Source organism: Amycolatopsis oliviviridis (assembly GCF_014654365.1).
GTDB lineage: Bacteria > Actinomycetota > Actinomycetes > Mycobacteriales > Pseudonocardiaceae > Amycolatopsis > Amycolatopsis oliviviridis.
Map to the genome: position 1 here is coordinate 1,061,217 of NZ_BNAY01000001.1, position 20,553 is coordinate 1,081,769.

Below are 20,553 nucleotides of genomic sequence, written 5' to 3' on the forward strand. Positions count from 1 at the left end.
GACCGACGACGCTGTTGACGGCTAAACGGAATCGGAGGTACGGTTCCGCATAGGTCGCCCCGTAGCGGTGCAGGCCCACGTAAGCGCCACCCCGGCGTGCCGCCCCGCGTCCGGGGCAGGCGATGACATCGCGGCGACATCGGAGCCGCATTCCGAGCCCAGAGGGAGTCATGACCACCAACGAGAGAAGCGATCCCGACGCCGTGGTCCTCACGGGCAAGCCCGAACCCAGCGAGACTCCCGCTCGATCGAGCGATCAGGTGAGGGGCCGGACGCTGGTGCTGGTCGTGCTGTGCCTGGCGCAGTTCATGTGCGTTCTCGACGACACGATCGTCAACATCGCGCTGCCGTCCATTCAGACCGAGCTGGGGTTCTCCGGGACCAGCCTGCAGTGGGTGCTCAACGGATATCTGCTGACCTTCGGCGGGCTGCTCCTCTTGGCCGGTCGCGCGTCCGACCTGTTCGTGCGACGCACGGTCTTCCTGACCGGGTTGACCGTGTTCGGTCTGGCCTCGCTCACCTGCGGCCTCGCGGTGAGCCCGGCGATGCTCGTCATCTCCCGGATCGCCCAGGGGATCGGGGCGGCCATGATGTCGGCTTCGGCGCTGGCCATCCTCACCGCGACCTTCACGGGCCCGGCCCGCGCCCGCGCGTTCGGTCTGTGGGGTGGCCTGTCCGGGGCCGCGGGTGCCACCGGCGTGCTGCTCGGTGGGCTGTTGACCAGCACGCTGAACTGGCGCTGGGTGTTCCTCGTCAACGTCCCGGTCCTGGTCGTGGTGGCCGTCCTGACCCTGCGCCGCGTCAGTGCCGTCCGCTCGTCGGCGCGGCCCCCGCTCGATCTCTGGGGAGCGATCACGGTCACGACCGGTCTCGGGCTGCTGATCTTCGGCATCGTCAAATCCGAACAGTCCGGCTGGGGCTCGCCGGTGACGCTCTCGACGCTGGCCGCAGGGGTGGTCCTGCTGGTGGCTTTCCTTCTGGTCGAAAGGAAACACCCCTCGCCGCTCGTCCCGCTCGGGGTCTTCGCCCGGCGCAATGTGACCGGCGGCGCGATCTGCGCGCTGCTGCTGGCCAGCACGATGCTCGGCACGTTCTTCTTCCTTTCCCTGTACCTCCAGCAGGTCCTCGGCTTCAGCGCTCTCCAGAACGGTGTCGCGTTCTTGCCGTTCGCAATCGCGGTCATGTTCTCCGCCGCGGTGTCCTCGCAGCTGGTCACCAAGGTCGGATTCAAGCCGCTGCTGATGGGCGGGTTCGGTCTGCTCGTCGTCGCCCTGCTCTGGCTCGCGCAGATCGGCCTCCACGGCAGCTACTGGGTCGACGTGCTGGGTCCGGCGCTCCTCGCCGGCGTGGGCTTGGGAACGTTGCTGGTCAGCTCCGTGACCGCCACGACCCAGGACCTGAGCGGAGAAGGTGAGCTGGGGCTCGCCTCCGGTCTGGTGACCAGTACGAACCAGGTGGGTGGCGCGCTGGGGCTCGCCATCCTCTCGACGGCGGCCTTCGCCAGGGCCGACAGCCACTCGACCGCGCAGGCCGCCGCGCCGGAGTCTCTGCTCGCCGGTTTCCAGCTCGCGTTCTACGTCGCTGCGGGTTTTGCCCTCCTCGGGCTCGTGGTGTCCGCGGTCGTGACCACACGGGTCGTCGGCCAGCCTCTCAACGAAGCCCAGCAGATGGCACGTCACTGACCACCCGACCGGCCACCGTCGTGGCCCGGCGGCGTCCCTCGAACCCGATCCCCCACCGGGTTTGAGGGACGCACGTCGTCGGAGCGGCACTTGACCGCGCGTGGATCCCGGTCGGTGACCGTGTTGTCCGGCAGCCTTCCCGTCCACCGTGAGAGGAGACGACACACCGTGGAACCGACATCGGGTCGAACCCCGTCGCAGTTCTCTTTCCAGGCCGGCCAGAAGCCGGCGTCGAGGCTGGTGGATCGCCTTCGCGACATCCTCGAATCGCCGGTCATCGGCCCCGGGGATCCCGGCTACGACCGTGCCCGCGCCTCGTTCAACACGCTCACCGATCATCGCCCGCAGGCGGTCGTCAGAGCCGAGTCAGCCGACGACGTGGCCCGGGCGGTCGGGCTCGCGAGGGAGATCCAGATCCCGATCGCGGTCCAGACCACTGGCCACGGCATGGGCACGAGCGCCCCGGACAGTGCCCTGCTCATCGAGCTCCGCCACCTCGACGACGTCGAGGTCGATCCGGACGGTCGGACGGCACGCGTCGGCGGCGGCGCGACCTGGGATCAGGTGGTCGCGGCGACGGCTCCCTGGCAATTGGCCCCGCCGATCGGCTCGACCGGTGACGTCGGGGTCGCCGGCTACGTCACCGGCGGGGGAGTCTCGTTCCTCGGCCGTCAGTACGGGTACGCCGCCGACAACGTCCGGGAGATCGAGCTGATCACTCCGGACGGCTGCCGGAGACGCCTGACTGCGCACGACGAACCGGAGCTGTTCTGGGCCGTGCGCGGAGGCAAGAGCAACTTCGGCGTCGTGACGTCGCTGGTCATCGATCTCATGCCGGTCTCGGAGGTGTACGCGGGCGTGCTGACCTTCGGGGCAGACTCCGTGGAACGCGCTTTCCACGGTTTCCTCGCCTGGACCCGTACCGTCACGGACGCCACGACGTCGGTGGCCGTGTTTCGTCGGCTTCCCAGGGCGAACGAGCCGTCCATGGCCCCACACGACCGGTGCGAGCTGGTGATCAACGTCGTGCACGTCGGATCGGCGTCTTCTGGCCGTCGCGAGCTCGCTGGACTCCGAGAACTGTGTCCTGACGACGACACTGTCACCGCGCACCCCGTCGCGCGGATCAACGCGCTCATCCCGGGCCCCACTCAGCCGGGCACGTTCGTTTCCGCGAGCGGGCTGCTAAGCGGGATCGACACGGCGAGAGCGGATCGGGTCCTGCGGGCCGTGGGTCCGGAGGTGAAGCTGTCGCCAGGGTTGATCGAGGTGCGCCATCTCGGCGGACGCTTCTCGAAGGCACCCGAAACGCCCAATGCGATCGCCCATCGGGATGCCGCTTTCGCCTTGTACGTCACGAATCCCGCCATCTCGGTGGTGCACGCCGCCGCGCTCGCGAGTGAACACCGGGCTCTGCTGGCCACGCTCGGGCCAGGCCTCACCGGCGGCCGGATCCCGACCTTCCTCGGGACGTCGGACGTCGCCCCCGACGCCGTCGCGAGCGCCTACGCCACTGCCGACTGGGCACGCCTGCGTGAGCTCAAGCGCCGCTGGGACCCGGACAACCTGTTCCGGGTCAACCACAACATCCGCTGACGCTCGCGCCCCCGGTGGCCGGGGGCGCGAGCCGTGAATCAGTCGTAGGAGACATGGCGCGAGCGGGTGAACAGTTTCCCCGCGATCTCGACGAGCACGTCGTGGATCACGGTGCTGACGAAGACAGGCTCCTGCTTGGGGCGAACCTTCACCACCAAGCAGTAGGCCGTGGAGACGATCGAGCCGTCTTCGGCCAGCGCCACATCGATCATGTTGACCCAATGGCGGCGCTGCATCGGGTCGTCGGTGAAGCGGTGATGGAAGTCGCGCAGGTCCTCGATGATACCCGCGCGGGTGCGCGACGGCGGCCGCCCGGGAGTGTGTGAGAACTCCGCGGCGTCGGTGAACGTTTCTGCGTACCCCTCGATGTCACGCTCGTCGAGCCGCTGCATCTGCGCGGCGTAGAACCGCTGCACACGGGTGTGCAAGGTGTCCGGGTCGAGCATCGCGGCTGTGGTCATGGCCTCTCCCTGATCGCACGGCAGTGTTGCGCAGGGAGTGTCGCCGCACGCGCTCTACGGGCTATAAAGCGCCGATAGCCCCGGGGCCGAAGGGAGACGCGGTCTAGCGGCGATCGAGCGGCCCCGACGACGGTGCGGGTATGCCTGATTCCTTCGGTCCCACAGCCTCCGGCCTACTGGAGGTCGCTGACGGCGTCCATGCCTACCTGCAGCCTGACGGCGGCTGGTGTCTGAACAACGCCGGCCTGATCACCGCCGGCGACCGCTCGGTGCTCGTCGACACGGCGGCCACCGAAGTCCGCGCCCGGACGCTGCGCCGCGCGGTGCACCGGGTGGCGGGCGGACCGCCGTCCGTCATCGTCAGCACTCACTCGCACGGTGACCATACGTTCGGCAATTTCGTCTTCCCCGAGGCCCTTGTACTCGGCCACGAGCGCACGCGACATGAGGCCGAGGAGGCGGGTCTGCACCTGACCGGTCTGTGGCCGGACGTCGTGTGGGGCGAACTCGAACTGGTCTTGCCGCATCTGACGTTCGCCGGGCCGTTGACCTTGCGCGTCGGTGGGAAGATCGTCGAGTTGCATTCGTTCGGGCCTGCGCACAGCGGCTGCGACACCGTGGCGTGGCTCCCACATGAGCGTGTCCTCTTCGCCGGTGATCTGGTCATGTCCGGGGTGACCCCTTTCGTGCTCACCGGCTCGGTTTCCGGGCTGCGCTCGGCACTCGCGGATCTGCGGGAGTTCGACGCCACGACCATCGTCCCGGGCCACGGGCCGGTCGGTGGCCCGGAACTGCTGGACCAAGGCGAGCGGTACCTGGCCTGGCTCATGGACCTCGCACGCGCGGCGGTCGAGGCGGGCATGTCGCCCCTGGAGGCGGCCCGGGAAGCGGAACTCGGAGAGTTCGAAGACCTGCTCGACCCTGAGCGGCTGGCACCGAACCTGCATCGCGCCTGCGCGGAACTGCGCGACGGCGGGAAGGGCGTGTTCGCCGAGGTCGACCAGATGTTCGCCGACATGGTGGCGCTACACGGCGGCATCCCCGCCTGCCACGCGTGATCCGCGTGCAGCCCGGGTAGAGCGACGGTCGAGGAATCGGCCTTAATTTCGCGACACAGAAAGAAAAGAGCAGCGACACACGAGGAAGGGATGGGGACATGAACGACGAATTCGGTGCGGACTCGTGAACCGCCGGGTCGTCATCACAGGAATTGGCGTTCGCGCCCCCGGAGCATCGGGCCGCGATGCCTTCTGGGAACTGCTTTCTGAAGGCCGGACCGCCACGCGCCGCATCTCGTTCTTCGACCCCGCCCCGTATCGCTCCCAGGTCGCCGCCGAAGTGGACTTCGACGCCGCGGCGGAAGGTCTGAGCCCGCGTGAGGTCCGGCGGATGGACCGCGCGACGCAGTTCGCGGTGGTGTGCTCACGGGACGCGGTCGCCGACAGCGGGCTGGACACGGTCGCGCTCGAGCCGGGCCGAATCGGGGTGAGTCTGGGCAGTGCCGTTGCGGCCGCGACGAGCCTGGAGCAGGAATACCTGGTGCTCTCCGATTCGGGGCGGTGCGAGGTGATGGACACCGAATACCTCTCACCGCACATGTTCGACTACATGATCCCGAGCATCATGCCGGCGGAAATCGCCTGGGCGGTCGGCGCTGAGGGTCCGGTCGGCATGGTGTCGAATGGCTGCACGTCGGGTATCGACGCGGTGGGGCACGCCTCCGCGCTGATTCGCGAGGGCAGCGCCGACGTCATGATCGCCGGTGCGTCGGACACCCCGATCACACCGATCGTGGTCGCCAGCTTCGACGCGATCAGGGCGACGACCACCTACAACGACGAGCCCCGTACGGCGTCGCGCCCCTTCGACGGCACCCGCAACGGCTTCGTGCTCGCGGAGGGCGCCGCGGTCTTCGTGCTGGAGGAGCGCGACGCCGCGCTCCGGCGTGGGGCGCGGATCTACGCCGAGGTTGCCGGGTACGCGACGCGGTGCAACGCCTACCACATGACAGGTCTCAAGTCCGATGGCCGGGAGATGACCGAGGCGATCCGCGTGAGCCTCGACCAGGCGCGGCTCGATCCCACCGCGATCGACTACATCAACGCACACGGTTCCGGGACCAAACAGAACGATCGCCACGAGACCGCGGCCTTCAAACGCAGCCTCGGCGAGCACGCGTACCGGACGCCGGTCAGCTCGATCAAGTCGATGATCGGCCACTCCCTCGGCGCGATCGGCTCGGTCGAGATCGCCGCGTCCCTGCTGGCTGTCGAGAACCAGGTCGTGCCACCGACGGCGAACCTGGAGGCCGCGGATCCGGACTGCGACCTGGACTACGTCCCGAAGGTCGCCCGCGAGCACGGTATCGACACCGTGCTGACCGTCGGCAGCGGTTTCGGAGGTTTCCAGAGTGCGATGGTCCTGGCCAGGGAGAAGGGAGCGGCATGAGTGTGATCACCGGCCTCGGCGTGGTCGCGCCGAACGGTGCCGGGTTGCCCGAATTCTGGGAGGCGACGCTCACCGGACGGAGTGGCATCGGGGAACTGGACCGGTTCGAGCACTCCGGCGACACCCCGCGGTGGGCCGGGCTCGTCGACGGGCTCGACCCGGCCGAGCACCTGCCTGGCCGGCTGATACGCCAGACCGACGTCTCGACGCGGTTCGCGCTCATCGCAGCCCAATGGGCTCTCGACGATGCGAAGGTCGACCCGTCCACGCTGACCGACTACGAGATGGGCGTCGTCACGGCGAACGCCTCAGGTGGATTCGAGTTCACCCACCGCGAGTTCCAGAAGTTGTGGGCGCGGAGCCCGGAGCACGTGAGCGCCTATGAGTCCTTCGCATGGTTCTATGCGGTGAACACCGGGCAGATCTCGATCCGGCACGGTATGCGCGGCCCCGGCTTCGCCCTGGTCGCCGAACAGGCGGGCGGTCTCGACGCACTGGGCCAGGCCCGGCGCGTCGTCCGGTCCGGGGTGCCCTTGGTGGTCAGCGGCGGTGTCGATTCCGCGTTCGACCCGTGGGGATGGGTCTCGCATCTGTCCAGCGGACTGGTGAGCAACGGCTCCGACCGGGCCACCGCATATCGGCCGTTCGACGAGCAAGCGGACGGTTACGTGCCCGGCGAGGGCGGTGCCGTCGCCATCGTCGAGGACGCCGACGCGGCGAGCGCCCGCGGCGTGCCCGGCCTTGCCAGGATCGCGGGCTACGCCAACACCTTCGACCCGGCTCCCGGCTCGGGGCGCCCACCCGGGCTGCGCCGCGCCGCCGAGCTCGCGCTGGCCGACGCCGGGATACGCCCCGACGAGGTCGACGTGGTGTTCGCGGACGCCGCCGGGGTCCCGGAGCTCGACCGGGCCGAAGCCAGGGTGCTGCGCGAGTTGTTCGGCGTGTGTGGCGTCCCGGTCACCGCCCCGAAAGCGCTCACCGGCCGGTTGTTCTCCGGCGGCGGCATGCTCGATGTCGCCGCCGCGCTGATGAGCCTGCGGGAGAGTGTCATCCCGCCGACCTTCGCCACCAGCACGGTGCCCGAAAAGTACGGCATCGACCTGGTGCTCGGCACGCCGCGGGAAGCCGGCCTCGACACCGCCCTCGTCCTCGCCCGTGGCCGCTGGGGATTCAACGCGGCCATCGTCCTCCGCACCCCCGAGAACAGGAGTTGAGCATGACCAAGGCGATGAGCCTGGACAACCTCGGCGCGATCCTGGCCGAATGTTCCGGTGAAGACACCATCCGGCTGGAGGGGGCGGCGCGTACCCCGTTCGACGACCTGGGATACGACTCGCTCGCCCTCATCGAGACCGCCGCCCAGCTCAAGCTTGCTTACGGCGTGGTGATCCGCGATGAGCAGATCCTCGAGGTGACGACCCCCGAAGAGCTGCTCGAACTCATCAATCGCCAGCTCGCGGCGGCGTGAACCATGGAACTCATGACGCATACCCGCGTGATCGCTGCCCCGCCGGACGAGGTCTACCGGGTGGCCGCCGATGTGGCGCTGTGGCCAGTGGTGTTCGGGCCGACCGTCCACGTGCATCACCTGGAGCGCGAAGAGCGCGCGGAGCGATTCCAGCTGTGGGCCGTTGTCGCCGGCGAGGTGGCGACGTGGATCTCCCGGCGCGAACTCGACCCGGTGACCCGGCGCATCGAGTTCCGCCAGGAGCACAGCCGTCCCCCCATCGCGGGGATGAGCGGCACGTGGTCGTTCAAGCCACATCGCGACGGGGGCACCGAGGCCGTGCTCGACCATCGGTTCGCGGTGACCGACACGAGCGCCCGCGAGACCATCCTCGCCGCCGTGGACCGCAACAGCACCGAGGAGCTCGCGGCGCTGGGCCGCATCACCGAGCTCGGCCACCCGGTCGACGAAGTGGTCTCCACGTTCTCCGACACCGTCGTGCTGGACGGCGACATCGATGACGTCTACGACTTCGTCTACCGCAGTGACCTGTGGCCCGAACGACTGCCCCACGTGGCCCGCGTCGAACTGACCGAAGCAGGGGATGGTGTCCAGCACATGGAAATGGACACGGTCACCGCGGACGGTTCGGCCCACACCACTCGCTCGATCCGCATCTGCCAGCCCGGCGAGAGCATTTCCTACACCCAGCTCCTGCCGCCGACGATGCTGCTCGGACACAGCGGCCGGTGGACTTTCCGTCGCGCCGGGCGCGGAGTGGAGGCCACCGCGACGCACACGGTCGCGATCGACCCTGCGGCCGCGCGAGCACAGCTCGGGGAGAACAGCACTCTCGCCGAGGCGCGGGCCTACCTGCGCGAGAACCTGGGCGCCAACGGGCGCGCCACCCTCACCCGCGCGGGAGCCGTTGTCGAATCGGGAGTCCCGGAACGAGCGAGGTCGAACACGGCATGACCTGACCTCCGGTTGACACACTCCGGCCGCGGCGCCGATTCCGCGCGCACGGGCCGGACACACACCGGCGGGCACGGATCTTCCGTGCCCGCCGGTGTCGTCGTCAGAGCGTCCGTCATCCCGCCTCGCGGCACCAGTCCATGACGACGTATCGCGTCGAGCCAGGGGACACCGGCCGGCGCAGGCTGAGCCCGTCGTCGCCGACCTTGGCCTCACGGATCTGGTTCGTTCCGACCACCCGGGGATGGGAGCCGACGGCGACCTCGTGCACGACCTCGTCGCCCGCGACCCGCCACCGCCCGGTGTATCCCAGGTAGAACGACGGCGGCGGACCTGTACCGGTTTCCGCGGTGTCGGTGACGGACTCCGTCCGCATCATGCCTACGCCCATCCAGCCGGTGGCGTCGTAGATCAGCACGCCGTCCGCGGCCTCCCCGAGTGGGCCCTCGGTGACCGAGCCGTCCTCGTGGAGGTAGTAGTGCGCGGTGAGACGCCAGACCCCGATCAGGTCTTTCTCCGACAGCATCGGTCCTCCTCGCCGATCGGTCGCGGATCAGTAGTTGCCGAGCCCGCCGCAGACGTTGAGAGCCTGTGCGGTGACCGAGGCGGCGCCGGGCGAGATCAGGTACTCGACCATCGCGGCCACCTCGCTCGGCTGGACGTAACGCCCGATCGGCACCCGGTCGGTGATGCGGTCGTACGCCTCGGACTCGTCGACACCCCAGACGCCGGCGTAGTGCTCGCGCACCAGTTCTGCCATCGGCGTCTCGACGAAGCCCGGGCAGACCGCGTTGACCGTGATGCCGGTGCGGGCGAGTTCCAGCCCGAGCGCCTTGGTGAACCCGACCACGCCGTGCTTCGAGGCCGAGTACGGCGCCGCGTGCACCACACCCTGCTTCCCGCCGGTGGACGCGATGTTGACGATCTGGCCGCGCCCGCGCTCGAGCATGCCGCCGGTGGACAGGACCTCTTTGGTGACCCGGAAGACGCTGTTCAGGTTCGTCTCCATGACGTCACACCACAGCTCGTCGGTGATCTCGGCGGTCGCCCCGCCACCAGGCCTGCCTGCGTTGTTCACCAGGACGTCGATCGGCCCGAAGCGCTCCACCGCCCGCTCCACGAGCCGGTGGATCTCCTCCGCCGACCGTACGTCGGCGTGGAAGCCGTCGACGGTGTGACCTTGCCCCCGCAGGTCCTTCACGGTGGCCTCCACCGCGTCGGGCTTGCGCGAGCACAAGAACACCGCCATGTCGCGGCGCCCGAGAGCCGTCGCGATCTCCAGGCCGATTCCACTCGTGGCCCCCGTGACCAGGGCGACCGGTTGTGCGCGCTCAGCCATGAATTTCCCCTGTTCTTCGGTCGTAGGTCGCCCGGCGCGTCGTGTACTCGTCGGGCCCTATCACCGTCACAAGCACGCCTCTACCGGAGATCAAGGCGTGCTGCACGCGGTGGCACGGGAACCGGTCAGGATCTCCGCCTGGAACCGCTTGGCCTCGAACGAAGGCTCCAGCCCCAGTTCCTCGTCGAGGACACGACGCAACTCGCCAAAGACCTCGAGGGCTTCGGCCCGCCGCCCCGATCCGTGCAGGGCACGCATCAGCAGGATGTAGAACGATTCGTGCAACTCGTGGTGGGCCACCAGATAACGCAGTTCGCCGATGGTCTCGCGGTGCCGGCCGCTGGCGAGGTAGGCCTCGATGCGCAGCGTCAGAGCCTCCAGGCGCTGTTCCTCCAGATACACCGAGAGGCCCCGCAGCCTCGGCCCGTGATCGACGTCGGCGAGCACAGGTCCACGCCAGAGACCCAATGCGTCTCGCAGCAGGTGACCGGCCAGTTCTGGCTCGTTGCGCGCGAGCGCCTCCTTGCCGCTGTCCGCGAGGTGCTGGAACCGGAAGATGTCGATTTTCGTGCGCGGCAGGGCGAGGACGTACCCACCTGGCCTCGTACCGAGCAGTTCGGAGCCGTTCTCGTTGGCTGAGCCACCGGCGAACAGCTTGCGTAGCTGGTAGATATAGGTCTGCAGGATGGTCCGCACGGTGCGGGGTGGCTCGGCCGGCCACAGTTCGTCGATCAGTTGTTCCGTGCTCACCACCGCGTTCGCGTTCGCGGCCAGCAACGCGATGACCTGACGGAGCTTGGCAGCGGTGATCTTTTCGACATCGGTCACCTCCAGGGACCCCAGTAGGTGGATCAGGACATTTGTATCCGTCATTTTCTCCCCCGGAAAAGCTTGGAATTTAGCCTTGATGAAATTACTGTTGCGACGACGGTCGCGCTACCGTGATGCAAGGACACGGAGTGTGAAATAATGGCGCGACAGAAGTCATAATCGTTCAGAAAACCCCAGATATTGCTTTGTGAACCGTACGTCTCCATCCGACGTGGATACGTGCTTGAATGAAAACGTCAAAGCTGCATGTTCATCGAGTGCCGTGGTGGCGACTCGAAGCGCGCACCCGGACGGCGAAGGCCGGACCCGATCTACCCCAGTGGACAAGCCGTCGAGCCTACGTTCTCATATTGATCGGCGCGAACAGGCGCGATAGCGGTGTTGCTTGCAGCTCTGCTCGCATTGCCCATGGCGCAACCGAATTCGCTCTGGCGTCACGCCAATAATCATCGCTCCGGAAATACGATGAAAGCAGTCTTGCCTGCCGAAAAAGAAATCCTCGATCTCGGTCTTCTTTCGTTGAGTCGGGCTCGACTCAGTGCTTGACATAGCGCACCCCCCATATTCTGCGGCTACCGCGATCAGCGTCTCGCTCGTGGGTTCTTATATGACACCGCCAATCGAGTGATCATCGAGCCGACGTGTTCGAGAATGTCGAATGGTCAAGAAGTTCATTCTGGGCATTTCGGGCTTTCTGGTGACCGGTTCTGTATTCGTAACCATAAGACAGGATATTGATGCTTCCTTCGTGACCGAACACGGCTTCGACGGAAACCGTCACGGGAAGCCGTTGTCTTCCGGTCGTGATGTCGGCAGGCGTCGTCCCCCTGAAGACCCCCGTTCTTCCTGGCCTGCCAGCACTACCGTGACGGGCTGCGTGCGCCGTGGACACCCGGCTGGCTTCGCTTCCGGACTGGAGGTTTGCCTCCATACGCAAGGTGCGGAACAGGGGGTGGCCAGGGCAGGGTCCCAGGCAGGATGATCGATCGGTGGCAGGGGAGAGGGCTCGGGCACCGGGAATGTGGGCGCTGGCCGTGGTGGGGGCGGTGAGTGTGCTCGTCGCGGCCGTGCTCGTACTGACCGCACCGGGGATGCGCAACACGTCGGTGGTCTTCACTGTTCCGCTGCCGCTTTATGTGGTCGGGGCCGTGGTGTGGTGGCGCGCACCGGGGCATCCCTTGACGCGCAGGTTGCTGGTCACCGCGACAGTGATGGCGGTGACCGCTGCCGTCACCAATGATGTTCTCCGGACGTTCTCGGCCGAGGAGCGGGAATCCACATCGCTTCCGCCGTGGTGGGCGCAGATATACATCCAAGGTGTCGGCGTCATGCAATGCGTCGTGGTGGTGCTGGTGGTGAGCCTGGTCGCGCTACTGCCCGATGGGCGCTACCGGTTCCCGCACGAGCGGATTGTGCTGCGCGCGTTGTGGGCGCTCCCCCTGCTGTACCTGCTCAACTACTTCGCCGACCGGCCGCCGCCGGTAACACAGTTCCAGTTGGGGATCTGGCTGCTCCTGCTGATCGCCGCGGTGCTGCAGGCGATCCGGTACACGCGGCTTCCGGTCACCCAGCAGTGGACGTGGCGCTGGCTGCTGGGGATGGGTGCGCTGATCGCCGCGGTGAGCACGGCGCCGCTGATTCTGCTGCGGCGGTGGGATATCTCCATGCGCCCGCCCGACACCCTGGTCACCGGAGCGGCGCTGCTGGCCCTCGCGATCGTGGCGACCGCCTTGCTGGTGGCGATTGTCCGGTACCGGCTGCTGGGGATCAATCTGAAGATGCGGTGGGCCACCCGGTACGGGATGCTCTGGCTCGTCCTCGGCCTCTGGGCGGTCGGGGTCGCCAGCGTCATCGCCACCAAGATGGGAACGCTCCTGCCCGCCGCGCTCGCTGTGCTCGCTCTCGTCGCGGCCTACGCGATGCGCCTGTCGTTCGAACTGGCCGCGCGGGTGGCTCAGATTCGTCTGCAGGCGGGCGAGCTGGCGGCCTCGCGGACCCGCATCGTGCACGCCCAGGACGTCGAACGCCGGCGGATCGAGCGGGATCTGCACGACGGGATCCAGCAGGAACTCGTCGCCCTGGTCGCGAAGCTGCGGCTGGCCCGCAACAAACTGGTGTCAGACGCCGAAAACGCCGACGCGATGCTGAACGAGGTGCAGGACGACGCCCACCGCGCGATCGAGGGCCTGCGGAAACTCGCCCATGGCATACATCCCGCCGAACTGACCGATCAAGGGGTGATCGCCGCGGTACGTTCCCGCGCCCGTCGCGCCCCGATCCCGGTCACTGTCACGGCCGAGCCGCCGGTGGATTCCACGCGATTCTCTGTCGATATCGAGGAGGCGGTGTTCTTCCTCGTCTCCGAGGCGCTGACCAACGTGCTCAAACACGCTGAGGCGTCGCAGGTGACCGTTCGACTCTCGCTGGCCGACGGGTTGTTGCGGGTCGAGATCGCCGACAACGGGATCGGGCTCCCGCAAGACCATCGCGAAGGCGCCGGCCTGATCGGGTTGCGTGACCGGGTCGGAGCCGTCGGCGGTGACCTGGAGGTCACCGCCACCACGCCCGGAGGTACTACTGTGCGCGCCCAGCTGCCTGCCAAGGAGGTCGTCCCCGATGTCAACGCGTGAGCGCCTGCGAATCCTCATCGCCGATGACCACTACCTGGTTCGTGAGGGCACCCGCCGACTCCTCGACGACACCGGCCGGATCACGGTTCTGGGCACCGTGGGCACCGCCGAGGAACTGCTCACCGCCGTCGACTACGAACACCCCGACGCGGTCATCGCCGACATCCGCATGCCTCCCGGCCATCACCTCGAGGGCATCACCGCCGCCCACACGATCCGCACCAAGTACCCCGGCATCGGAGTGGTCGTGTTGTCCCAGCACGCCAGCGAGCACTACGCCTTCGCCCTGTTCCAACACGGCACCGACGGGCTGGCCTATCTGCTCAAGGAGCGCGTCGGCGACCTCGACGAACTCGTCCGCGCGCTCCATGAAGTCGCCGCAGGCGGCTCGGTGATCGACCCACGGATCGTCGAAGTCCTCATGCACAGCCACACTCGCACCGTCACCTCCCCGCTGGCCCAGCTCACCCCTCGCGAAGTCGACGTCCTGCGTCTCATGGCCCAAGGCCGCAACAATCGCACCATCGCCGACACTTTGGCTCTGGCCGAATCCACCATCGAAAAGCACGTCAACTCCACCTTCGCCAAACTCGGCCTCACCGAACTGGCCGGACTCCACCACCGCGTCACAGCCGTACTGGCCTACCTCCGCCACGACGCACCACCCGTCGACAGTCGTGGGTCTGCTCCCTGACCGTCACCGATGGCGCCGAAGCCCGCCAGGGCCACCCGACTGTCCATTGTGGAGTTTATGGGCCGGTCGGCACCCGGTGGCAAGCGGTTCTGAACAGCACAAACAGCTGGTGACCCACGTCGACATCACCACCGGTCAGCTGCCCCTGATCCACGCCAGCGACGACAAGATCATCACCCTGGACAAGGGGGCGATCATGCTCGACGGGGCCTGGGCTCTTGCCCTGGCTGCAGTATGTGCGCGACGCACCGCAGCTGGGCGGCCGCGTAACACACCGTGGGGATGCCGAGCGCGGGATCCTCGTGCATGCGGTCGCGGTGTGTCAGCGCCAGAAGGACACCAGCCAGCACCACCACAGGTGCAGCCGCGCCCGGGGTTTCTCCATTCGTACGCCGTGGTGCCACAGCACCAACGCGACGATGGCGCCCGCGCCGAGCAGGGCCAGCACACTGCCCATGACGATCGCGCCGGTGTGTTTGTCACCTTCGTCGAATTCCGCGCGTTGCTCGTCCGGCCACACCCGGATCTGTACCCAGTCTCCCTCGTGGACTCTGCGGCTGCCCTGGTGGTGTTCGAAGGTTTCGGTCCTCGTGATGCCGTCGGACCCGGTGTATTCGACGTCCGCGGTCACGCTGTCCCGCGACGCGGTCGCCACGACCCGCCCCGGGGTGAGTCCCGCCGACCGGTTGACGTCAACGGCGATGGAAATACCGAGCACCAGCACCACGAGCCCGCAGACCAGCAACGCCAGGGGAAGCCACAGAACAGGCATCCCGCGCAGCCGGGACCTCAACGACGTCATGCGCTCAGTACGCTCAGGACGCTGCCGAGGTTGCCTTAGGCAGGTTCCGACGATCTGTGTTCCAGAGTGCGCGTATGGCCGGAACTCGACGCCACTGGCCGGAAACGACCAGGGCGGACGGGGCAGGCTGATTGGCCGCGGTGATCGCCACGCTCGGCCCGAATCGCCTCGGTGTATGCGCGGGGCTGAGCTGCCGCGGCACCTTCGTGGACCTCTCACGAAACGGCTCGAAGCAGTACTGCACTCGAACCTGCGCACACCGAGCCGGCGTCGCGGCCTACCGGAGCCGGCGCGGTCCGAACTGAGAAACTGCCAGGCCACCACGCCGATCGCGCCTTTGACGGCCGGGGTGGGCTCGTACGCGATGGTGCTGACCGTCGTATGTCGATCGCGAGCCGTCCATTGTCGACGCCCGTCATCTGGCCATTTTAGAATTGCGCTCCACCGAGTCGCTCCGGACATTTCGACGCTTTGCCAGCCATGCTGGTTTGTCTTGTCTTGCGGCACTTGGTGCGCGCTTTGGTCGTGGTCCTGCCGCCCCGGCGGTTACTGAATGTTGCCATGGAATCGATATTCACCGAATCGGCCGCGTTAGGTGATGTTCGGATGCGGGAATCCTATTCTCGAAGGTTCTGATCTCGCACGGATACGACAATTCGAGGAGGATGTTCGATGCGCGACGATCTTGTTCTTGACGGCTTGGAACGGGCTGTGACTGAAGTCCCGGACAAGGCGGCGGTCATCGATCGGCATCGGTCCTTGAGTTATCGTGAGCTCGCGGAGTCCAGCGACAGGGTCGCGGGGTGGCTGGCGAGCCGGGGTGTGGGAACGGGCGATGTGGTGCCGGTCTTGGCGGAGCGGTCTGTCGATCTGGTCACCGCGACGGTGGGCGTCGCTAAAAGCGGTGCAGCGTATGCCCCTGTTGACGCTCGATTCCCCGCCAGGCGCCGTTCGAGCATGATCGATCAGTGCCGGCCCAAGGTGGTACTGGCGGCCACGTCGAGCGACATCGTCGATGTGCCTGCCGATGACGCCGTCAGCACCGCGGACGTCGTCAGCCAGGGTGACGGAGCATCGGCTGAGGCAGCCGTGACAACTGGCAGCGATGCCGTCTATGTGGTGTTCACCTCGGGGACTACCGGAGAGCCGAAAGGCGTTGTCGTCGAACACAATTCGCTCGCCCGGTTGATCGGCTGGCACAACGCGCGGTTCACGATGGGACCGGGCTGCCGCAGTACGTTGATGGCCGGAGTGGGTTTTGACGTTTCACAGTGGGAGATCTGGTCCGCTCTGGCGTCTGGGGCGACGATGCGCGTCGTCGACGACGAGGTTCGCGCGGATCCTGAGGCCTTGCTGGACTTCTATGCCGAACGGGCTCTCACTCACGCCTACGCGCCGACCGCGTTGGTCCCGCGGCTTGCGGGTAGCGCGCAACCGGATTCCTTGCGGTTGCGCTATTTGTTCTGCGCGGGGGAGAAGCTTCATCCGGTGGCGACCGCCGACCTGCCCTACACGGTCGTGGACTACTACGGCCCGACGGAGGCGACGATCTACGCGACCTGCCGGGTCCTGCCGAAGCAACACGAGCACACCCAGCCTTCGATCGGGCACCCTGTCGCCGACACCGAAGCGTTCGTTCTCGACGAGGCTCTGGGCGAGGTGCCGAAGGGCGACGTGGGTGAGTTGTGCCTGGCGGGCGGTGGTCTGGCGAGGGGATATTTGAACAGTCCCAAGCTCACCGCACGGCGCTTCGTGCGCAGTAGTCGGCTCAAGCGGCGGCTGTACCGCACCGGAGACCTGGCTCGATGGCTGGACGATGGCACGCTGCAGTTCCTCGGCCGCCGTGATGAGCAGGTCAAGATCCGTGGCTACCGGGTGGAACCAGGGGATGTGGAAGCGGCGCTGCTGAAACTCCCGGAGGTGCGTTCGGCGGCGGTCGTCGCGGCCAGTACGGCGAGCGCGGATCAGCGGCTGGTCGCGTTCCTCGTGGCCGACGACCCGGAGGTGCGGGAGGACGAGCTTGTCGCGGACGTACGCGTCGCTCTCCGGCGCGAACTGCCCGACTTCATGGTGCCCGCGGTCTACCGTGTCGTCACGGAGCTCCCCGCCGCCGCCACCGGCAAGATCGATCGCATCGCGCTGCGTGAACACGCGGCGATCACACAGCCGGCTCATGCGAACCGGAACGGATTCGGCAACGAGGCCGAGCGGGCCATCGCGGTCGTGTGGGAGGAAATCCTCGGTCACCGGCACTTCGGCCCCGATGACGCCTTCCTCGAGGTTGGCGGGGATTCGATGCTGGCGGCCTCGGCAGTCCAGAAGATCGGCGCGCGTGTCGGTGCGAAGACCCACATCCGCGACGTGTACGAGTTCCCGAGTATCCGGATGCTGGCCACCGAACTCGATCGGCGTGCCAACCGACGCGGCCCCGTCACCGACGGTGAGCCGGTCCGTGAGCTGCGGCGTGACATCACACTCCCGGCCGGGTTCACGGTATCCGGGGAGCCGGAGCCGGACGCGCTGACCAGGCCACGGCACATCCTGCTCACCGGGGCCACCGGCTTCGTCGGTATTCACTTGCTGGACGAACTGCTCGCCACCACCCAGGCACACCTGCACCTTCCGATCCGCGGTGCCGGCACCGCGCTCGCGACCGACCGGCTCCGCCGGCTCGCCGGTCGCCATCGGCTCGAACTCGACTTCGGCCGCGTCTCGGTCTACCCCGCGGATCTGCCGGAACGGGAACTGGGAATCGACGGCGCGGACTATCGGCGCCTCGCCGAACAGGTCGACCTCGTCTACCACTCCGCCAGCGCCGTCAACTTCATCCAGCCGTACTCCTTCATGAAACGCGACAACGTGGACGGACTGCGGCAAGTGATCGCGTTCGCGGCCGAGGGCAAGACGAAACCGCTGATCCTGCTGTCGACCATCTCCGTGTTCAGCTGGGGTCACCTGTTCACCGGCAAGACCTGGATGCGCGAGGACGACGACATCGACCAGAACCTGCCCGCCGTCAGCACCGACATCGGCTACGTGCGCAGCAAATGGGTCATGGAGAAGATCGCGGACCTCGCAGCCGGACAAGGGCTGCCGCTGATGACCTTCCGGCTGGGCTACGCCACCTGTCACAGCCGCACCGGGGCGTGCGCGGACTACCAGTGGTGGGGGCGGCTCGTGCAGACCTGTACCGCTCTGCGTGCCATTCCCGACTTGCGGGAACTGCGTGAGGGCCTGACCACCGTCGACTACATGGCCCAGGCCATCGCCGCGGTGTCTCGCCGCCCGCAGGCCCTGGGACAGCACTTCAACCTCGTCCCCTCACCCGAACGGACCATCACCCTCACCGAGTTCTTCGACCTGCTCACTCGCCATTGCGGCCAGGACTTCACCGCGCTGCCGTTCAAAGAATGGGTGGCGCTGTGGGAACAGAACCCCGCAGCTCCGCTGTATCCGCTGCGCAGCCTGTTCACCGACGACATGCACGAGGGGCAATCCACCGTCGAGCTCTACCAGAACACCTACCGCTGGGACACCGGCAACCTGCGTCGCCACCTTGCCCCGACAGGCGTCCGCGAACCCCGATTCACCCCCGAACTCCTCAACCGCTACCTCGACCATTTACAGCGGCACAGGGAAACCAGCCGTAGCGCGTCCACCGTCTGATCGGCATGATCGACAGCTTTCCAGACGACAACCATCGACTTCACAAACCCTGTAAGCGATCAGGCGCTGTCGAGCCGGGCTTGAGCGAGATCGTTCGCTGCCTGGTTCGTCGAGACTCTGTCGGTTTCCGCGCGCGCGAGCAGTTCGGAGATCGTCGTGCCGACTCCCCGAACCTGGTCTCGGGCCGTTTCCTCACTGTGGCCCCGAAGCTGGGACTGAAGGAAGATCACGCCGCCTGCGTTCACACAGAAATCCGGTGCGTAGATGATGTGCCGTTCTCGTAGTTCGTACGCGAGTTCCGGGGCGGCCAGAACGTTGTTGGCACCGCCGGCGATGATCCGGCAACGCAGTGCGGGCACCACGTCCGGTGTGACCACTCCGCCCAGTGCGCAAGGCGCCAGAACATCCAGCTCGCTCGTGGGCAGGATGTCAGGGTCGACCGCCGTCGCACCGGTCTCGGCGGCGAGCGAGACTGCGCGTTCCTCGTCCACGTCGCTCACCGTGACATTCGCGCCTTCCCGGACGAGCAGTCGTACCAGCGCGCTGCCCACATGCCCGGCACCTTGCACTCCGATTCGTGCGCCTTTCAGGTCGGTGCGGCCGGAAAACCGGGCGCAGGCCTTGATGCCGGCGGCGACGCCCAGCGCGGTCCAGGGTGACGGGTCGTCCTGCGCGCATACCGGCGATGTCACCTTGCCGATCTCGCGCAGGTCGGCTTGATCGGTGCCCACGTCGTTCACCGGGATGAACCGGCCATCGAACGTGGCGATCGCCCGGCCGTGGGACAGCAGCCTCTCCGGCGTCTTGTCGGAAGTGTCCGCGGGAATGATGCTCCAGCCGCCTCCGAGGTCCAGCCCCGCCGCGGCGGCTTTCACGGTCATCGCGCGAGCCAGGGCGAGGCATTCCGAGACGGCATCGCTCTCGTTCGGGTATGGGCGCATCCGTACGCCGCCGAGAGCGGGGCCGAGACGGGTGTCGTGCACCGCGACGATCGAGCGCGCTTCGCCCGTCGGGTCCCGGTCGACGACGACTCGTTCGAAGCCGTCGACGGAAACCTCTTCCACAGTCACGTTTCCTCCACCTTTTCTCGCGGTCTGCGTCGGGACACGGCCACGCCGATCAGGCACAGTGCGCCACCGGCGAACGACAGTGCTGCGGGGATCTCGTCGAGCACGACCCAGCTCACGAGGACCACCAGCACCGGGACCAGGTAGGTCGTGGCGCCCAGTTTCCCGGCCGTTGTCCGGGAGAGCGCGTAGGCCCATGTGGAGAAGGCCAGAGCGGTCGGGAACGCGCCCAGATACACGATCTCCAGCAAGGCGCTCGAGGGAGCCGCCGCCACCTCCCGTATCAGCGATCCGGCGAAGGGCAGGCACACCAGCGCCCCGATCGCGTTTCCGAACGTCGTCACCTGCAAGGCCGTCGCGTGCCGCAGTGCCGGCTTCTGGGCGATCACTCCGATCGCGCTGCCCGCCGCGGCGAGGCCGCACAGCGATACACCGATCAGGCTGGCGCTTCCTCTGTCGGAGGACGCGAAACCGACCAGGACCGCGCCGGCGAAGCCCAAGGCCAAGCCCACCATCAGCTGCGCCGGGAAACCCTCTTTGAGTAGCCAGCCTCCCAGCGCGGCCATCAGGATCGGGCCCAGGTTGATCACGAGTGAGGCGGTACCCGCGTCGATGCGTTGTTCACCGGCGTTGAGCGCGACCATGTACACGCCGAACCACGCCACCCCCGAGACCAGAATGCCCGGCCATGCCGCTTTGGGTGGGATGCCTTGCTTGCGTACCAGCAGAAAGGCGCCCAGTACGAGCGCGCCGGTCGCGAGCCTGCCCAAGGCGAGCGCTCCCGCGGAGATGTGTTCCCCGGCATCCCGGATCACCACGAACGCCGATGCCCACAGAACGATCGTGATGCCTGCCGCGGCGAGCGCTCGATAGTCGGTTTCCTGGCGTGTACTGGCCACGTCCGGCTTCGGTCCC

At 67.3% G+C, this 20,553-nt stretch carries 18 protein-coding genes; 11 read left to right on the plus strand and 7 right to left on the minus strand.

Translation table 11 applies throughout. The features are described from left to right. Positions 1-170 precede the first annotated feature (170 nt). Complete coding sequence (locus IE302_RS04530; RefSeq protein WP_191251992.1) at positions 171-1,682, plus strand: MFS transporter; 1,512 nt, start codon at positions 171-173, stop codon at positions 1,680-1,682. Positions 1,683-1,850: 168 nt separating this feature from the next. Then, positions 1,851-3,278 (plus strand): FAD-binding oxidoreductase, encoded by a 1,428-nt coding sequence (locus tag IE302_RS04535; protein WP_191251994.1) that lies wholly within the window; start codon positions 1,851-1,853, stop codon positions 3,276-3,278. Positions 3,279-3,316: 38 nt separating this feature from the next. Here IE302_RS04535 and IE302_RS04540 read toward each other — a convergent pair whose 3' ends face one another. After that, complete coding sequence (locus tag IE302_RS04540) at positions 3,317-3,739, minus strand: nuclear transport factor 2 family protein (RefSeq protein WP_191251996.1); 423 nt, start codon at positions 3,737-3,739, stop codon at positions 3,317-3,319. A gap of 140 nt (positions 3,740-3,879) precedes the next feature. On the opposite strand from IE302_RS04540, the gene IE302_RS04545 reads away from it, so the two are divergent. From IE302_RS04545 to IE302_RS04565, 5 genes are all read left to right on the plus strand, one after another. Beyond that, positions 3,880-4,797 carry an MBL fold metallo-hydrolase gene (locus IE302_RS04545; RefSeq protein ID WP_191251998.1) on the plus strand — a complete coding sequence of 306 codons (918 nt, stop codon included), beginning with the start codon at positions 3,880-3,882 and terminating at the stop codon, positions 4,795-4,797. Between the two features lie 124 nt (positions 4,798-4,921). Next, complete coding sequence (locus tag IE302_RS04550; RefSeq protein WP_191252000.1) at positions 4,922-6,187, plus strand: beta-ketoacyl-[acyl-carrier-protein] synthase family protein; 1,266 nt, start codon at positions 4,922-4,924, stop codon at positions 6,185-6,187. After that, a complete protein-coding gene (locus tag IE302_RS04555) occupies positions 6,184-7,401 on the plus strand; it encodes a ketosynthase chain-length factor (RefSeq protein WP_191252002.1) in 1,218 nt (405 codons plus the stop codon). Before IE302_RS04550 ends, IE302_RS04555 begins: the two co-directional genes overlap by 4 nt. 2 nt (positions 7,402-7,403) lie before the next feature. After that, positions 7,404-7,655, plus strand: coding sequence for an acyl carrier protein (locus tag IE302_RS04560; protein WP_191252003.1), 252 nt, complete (start codon positions 7,404-7,406; stop codon positions 7,653-7,655). A 12-nt stretch (positions 7,656-7,667) separates the two neighbouring features. Next, positions 7,668-8,609, plus strand: coding sequence for an aromatase/cyclase (locus tag IE302_RS04565; protein ID WP_229907592.1), 942 nt, complete (start codon positions 7,668-7,670; stop codon positions 8,607-8,609). A gap of 115 nt (positions 8,610-8,724) precedes the next feature. Here IE302_RS04565 and IE302_RS04570 read toward each other — a convergent pair whose 3' ends face one another. From IE302_RS04570 to IE302_RS04580, 3 genes are all read right to left on the minus strand, one after another. After that, on the minus strand, positions 8,725-9,135 hold the full coding sequence (locus IE302_RS04570) for a lipocalin-like domain-containing protein (RefSeq protein WP_191252007.1): 411 nt from the start codon (positions 9,133-9,135) through the stop codon (positions 8,725-8,727). A 27-nt stretch (positions 9,136-9,162) separates the two neighbouring features. Beyond that, a complete protein-coding gene (locus tag IE302_RS04575; RefSeq protein WP_191252009.1) occupies positions 9,163-9,948 on the minus strand; it encodes an SDR family NAD(P)-dependent oxidoreductase in 786 nt (261 codons plus the stop codon). A 90-nt stretch (positions 9,949-10,038) separates the two neighbouring features. After that, a complete protein-coding gene (locus tag IE302_RS04580) occupies positions 10,039-10,776 on the minus strand; it encodes an AfsR/SARP family transcriptional regulator (protein WP_191252011.1) in 738 nt (245 codons plus the stop codon). 992 nt (positions 10,777-11,768) lie between these two features. Here IE302_RS04580 and IE302_RS04585 point away from each other — a divergent pair. Together IE302_RS04585 and IE302_RS04590 are read left to right on the plus strand one after the other, a co-directional pair. Further along, positions 11,769-13,409, plus strand: coding sequence for a sensor histidine kinase (locus IE302_RS04585; RefSeq protein ID WP_191252013.1), 1,641 nt, complete (start codon positions 11,769-11,771; stop codon positions 13,407-13,409). Continuing rightward, complete coding sequence (locus tag IE302_RS04590) at positions 13,396-14,103, plus strand: response regulator (protein WP_229907593.1); 708 nt, start codon at positions 13,396-13,398, stop codon at positions 14,101-14,103. The genes IE302_RS04585 and IE302_RS04590 overlap by 14 nt, the downstream gene beginning before the upstream one ends. 322 nt (positions 14,104-14,425) lie before the next feature. On the opposite strand, the gene IE302_RS04595 is transcribed toward IE302_RS04590, so the two are convergent. Continuing rightward, entirely contained in the window at positions 14,426-14,905 is a 480-nt protein-coding gene (locus IE302_RS04595; RefSeq protein ID WP_191252015.1) for a DUF3592 domain-containing protein, read from the minus strand. Positions 14,906-15,045: 140 nt separating this feature from the next. Here IE302_RS04595 and IE302_RS43035 point away from each other — a divergent pair, with 140 nt between their 5' ends. Both IE302_RS43035 and IE302_RS04605 read left to right on the plus strand, forming a co-directional pair. Continuing rightward, on the plus strand, positions 15,046-15,210 hold the full coding sequence (locus tag IE302_RS43035; protein ID WP_268246733.1) for a CGNR zinc finger domain-containing protein: 165 nt from the start codon (positions 15,046-15,048) through the stop codon (positions 15,208-15,210). Between the two features lie 367 nt (positions 15,211-15,577). Then, a complete protein-coding gene (locus IE302_RS04605) occupies positions 15,578-18,571 on the plus strand; it encodes an amino acid adenylation domain-containing protein (protein ID WP_191252017.1) in 2,994 nt (997 codons plus the stop codon). A gap of 59 nt (positions 18,572-18,630) precedes the next feature. Here the strand turns inward: IE302_RS04605 and IE302_RS04610 are convergent, their stop codons facing one another. Then, the gene (locus tag IE302_RS04610) at positions 18,631-19,698 is read right to left on the minus strand and encodes a Glu/Leu/Phe/Val dehydrogenase family protein (RefSeq protein WP_268246727.1); all 1,068 of its coding nucleotides are present in this window, start codon (positions 19,696-19,698) and stop codon (positions 18,631-18,633) included. Then, positions 19,638-20,537 (minus strand): DMT family transporter, encoded by a 900-nt coding sequence (locus IE302_RS04615; protein WP_229907594.1) that lies wholly within the window; start codon positions 20,535-20,537, stop codon positions 19,638-19,640. Before IE302_RS04615 ends, IE302_RS04610 begins: the two co-directional genes overlap by 61 nt. Positions 20,538-20,553: the final 16 nt, after the last annotated feature.

Bases quoted from the DNA above. Each gene is read 5' to 3' on its own strand.
- IE302_RS04530 (WP_191251992.1), top strand. From the start codon at position 171: ATGACCACCAACGAGAGAAGCGATCCCGACGCCGTGGTCCTCACGGGC.
- IE302_RS04540 (WP_191251996.1), bottom strand. From the start codon at position 3,739: ATGACCACAGCCGCGATGCTCGACCCGGACACCTTGCACACCCGTGTG.
- IE302_RS04545 (WP_191251998.1), top strand. From the start codon at position 3,880: ATGCCTGATTCCTTCGGTCCCACAGCCTCCGGCCTACTGGAGGTCGCT.
- IE302_RS04555 (WP_191252002.1), top strand. From the start codon at position 6,184: ATGAGTGTGATCACCGGCCTCGGCGTGGTCGCGCCGAACGGTGCCGGG.
- IE302_RS04560 (WP_191252003.1), top strand. From the start codon at position 7,404: ATGACCAAGGCGATGAGCCTGGACAACCTCGGCGCGATCCTGGCCGAA.
- IE302_RS04565 (WP_229907592.1), top strand. From the start codon at position 7,668: ATGACGCATACCCGCGTGATCGCTGCCCCGCCGGACGAGGTCTACCGG.
- IE302_RS04570 (WP_191252007.1), bottom strand. From the start codon at position 9,135: ATGCTGTCGGAGAAAGACCTGATCGGGGTCTGGCGTCTCACCGCGCAC.
- IE302_RS04575 (WP_191252009.1), bottom strand. From the start codon at position 9,948: ATGGCTGAGCGCGCACAACCGGTCGCCCTGGTCACGGGGGCCACGAGT.
- IE302_RS04590 (WP_229907593.1), top strand. From the start codon at position 13,396: ATGTCAACGCGTGAGCGCCTGCGAATCCTCATCGCCGATGACCACTAC.
- IE302_RS04595 (WP_191252015.1), bottom strand. From the start codon at position 14,905: ATGACGTCGTTGAGGTCCCGGCTGCGCGGGATGCCTGTTCTGTGGCTT.
- IE302_RS04605 (WP_191252017.1), top strand. From the start codon at position 15,578: ATGCGCGACGATCTTGTTCTTGACGGCTTGGAACGGGCTGTGACTGAA.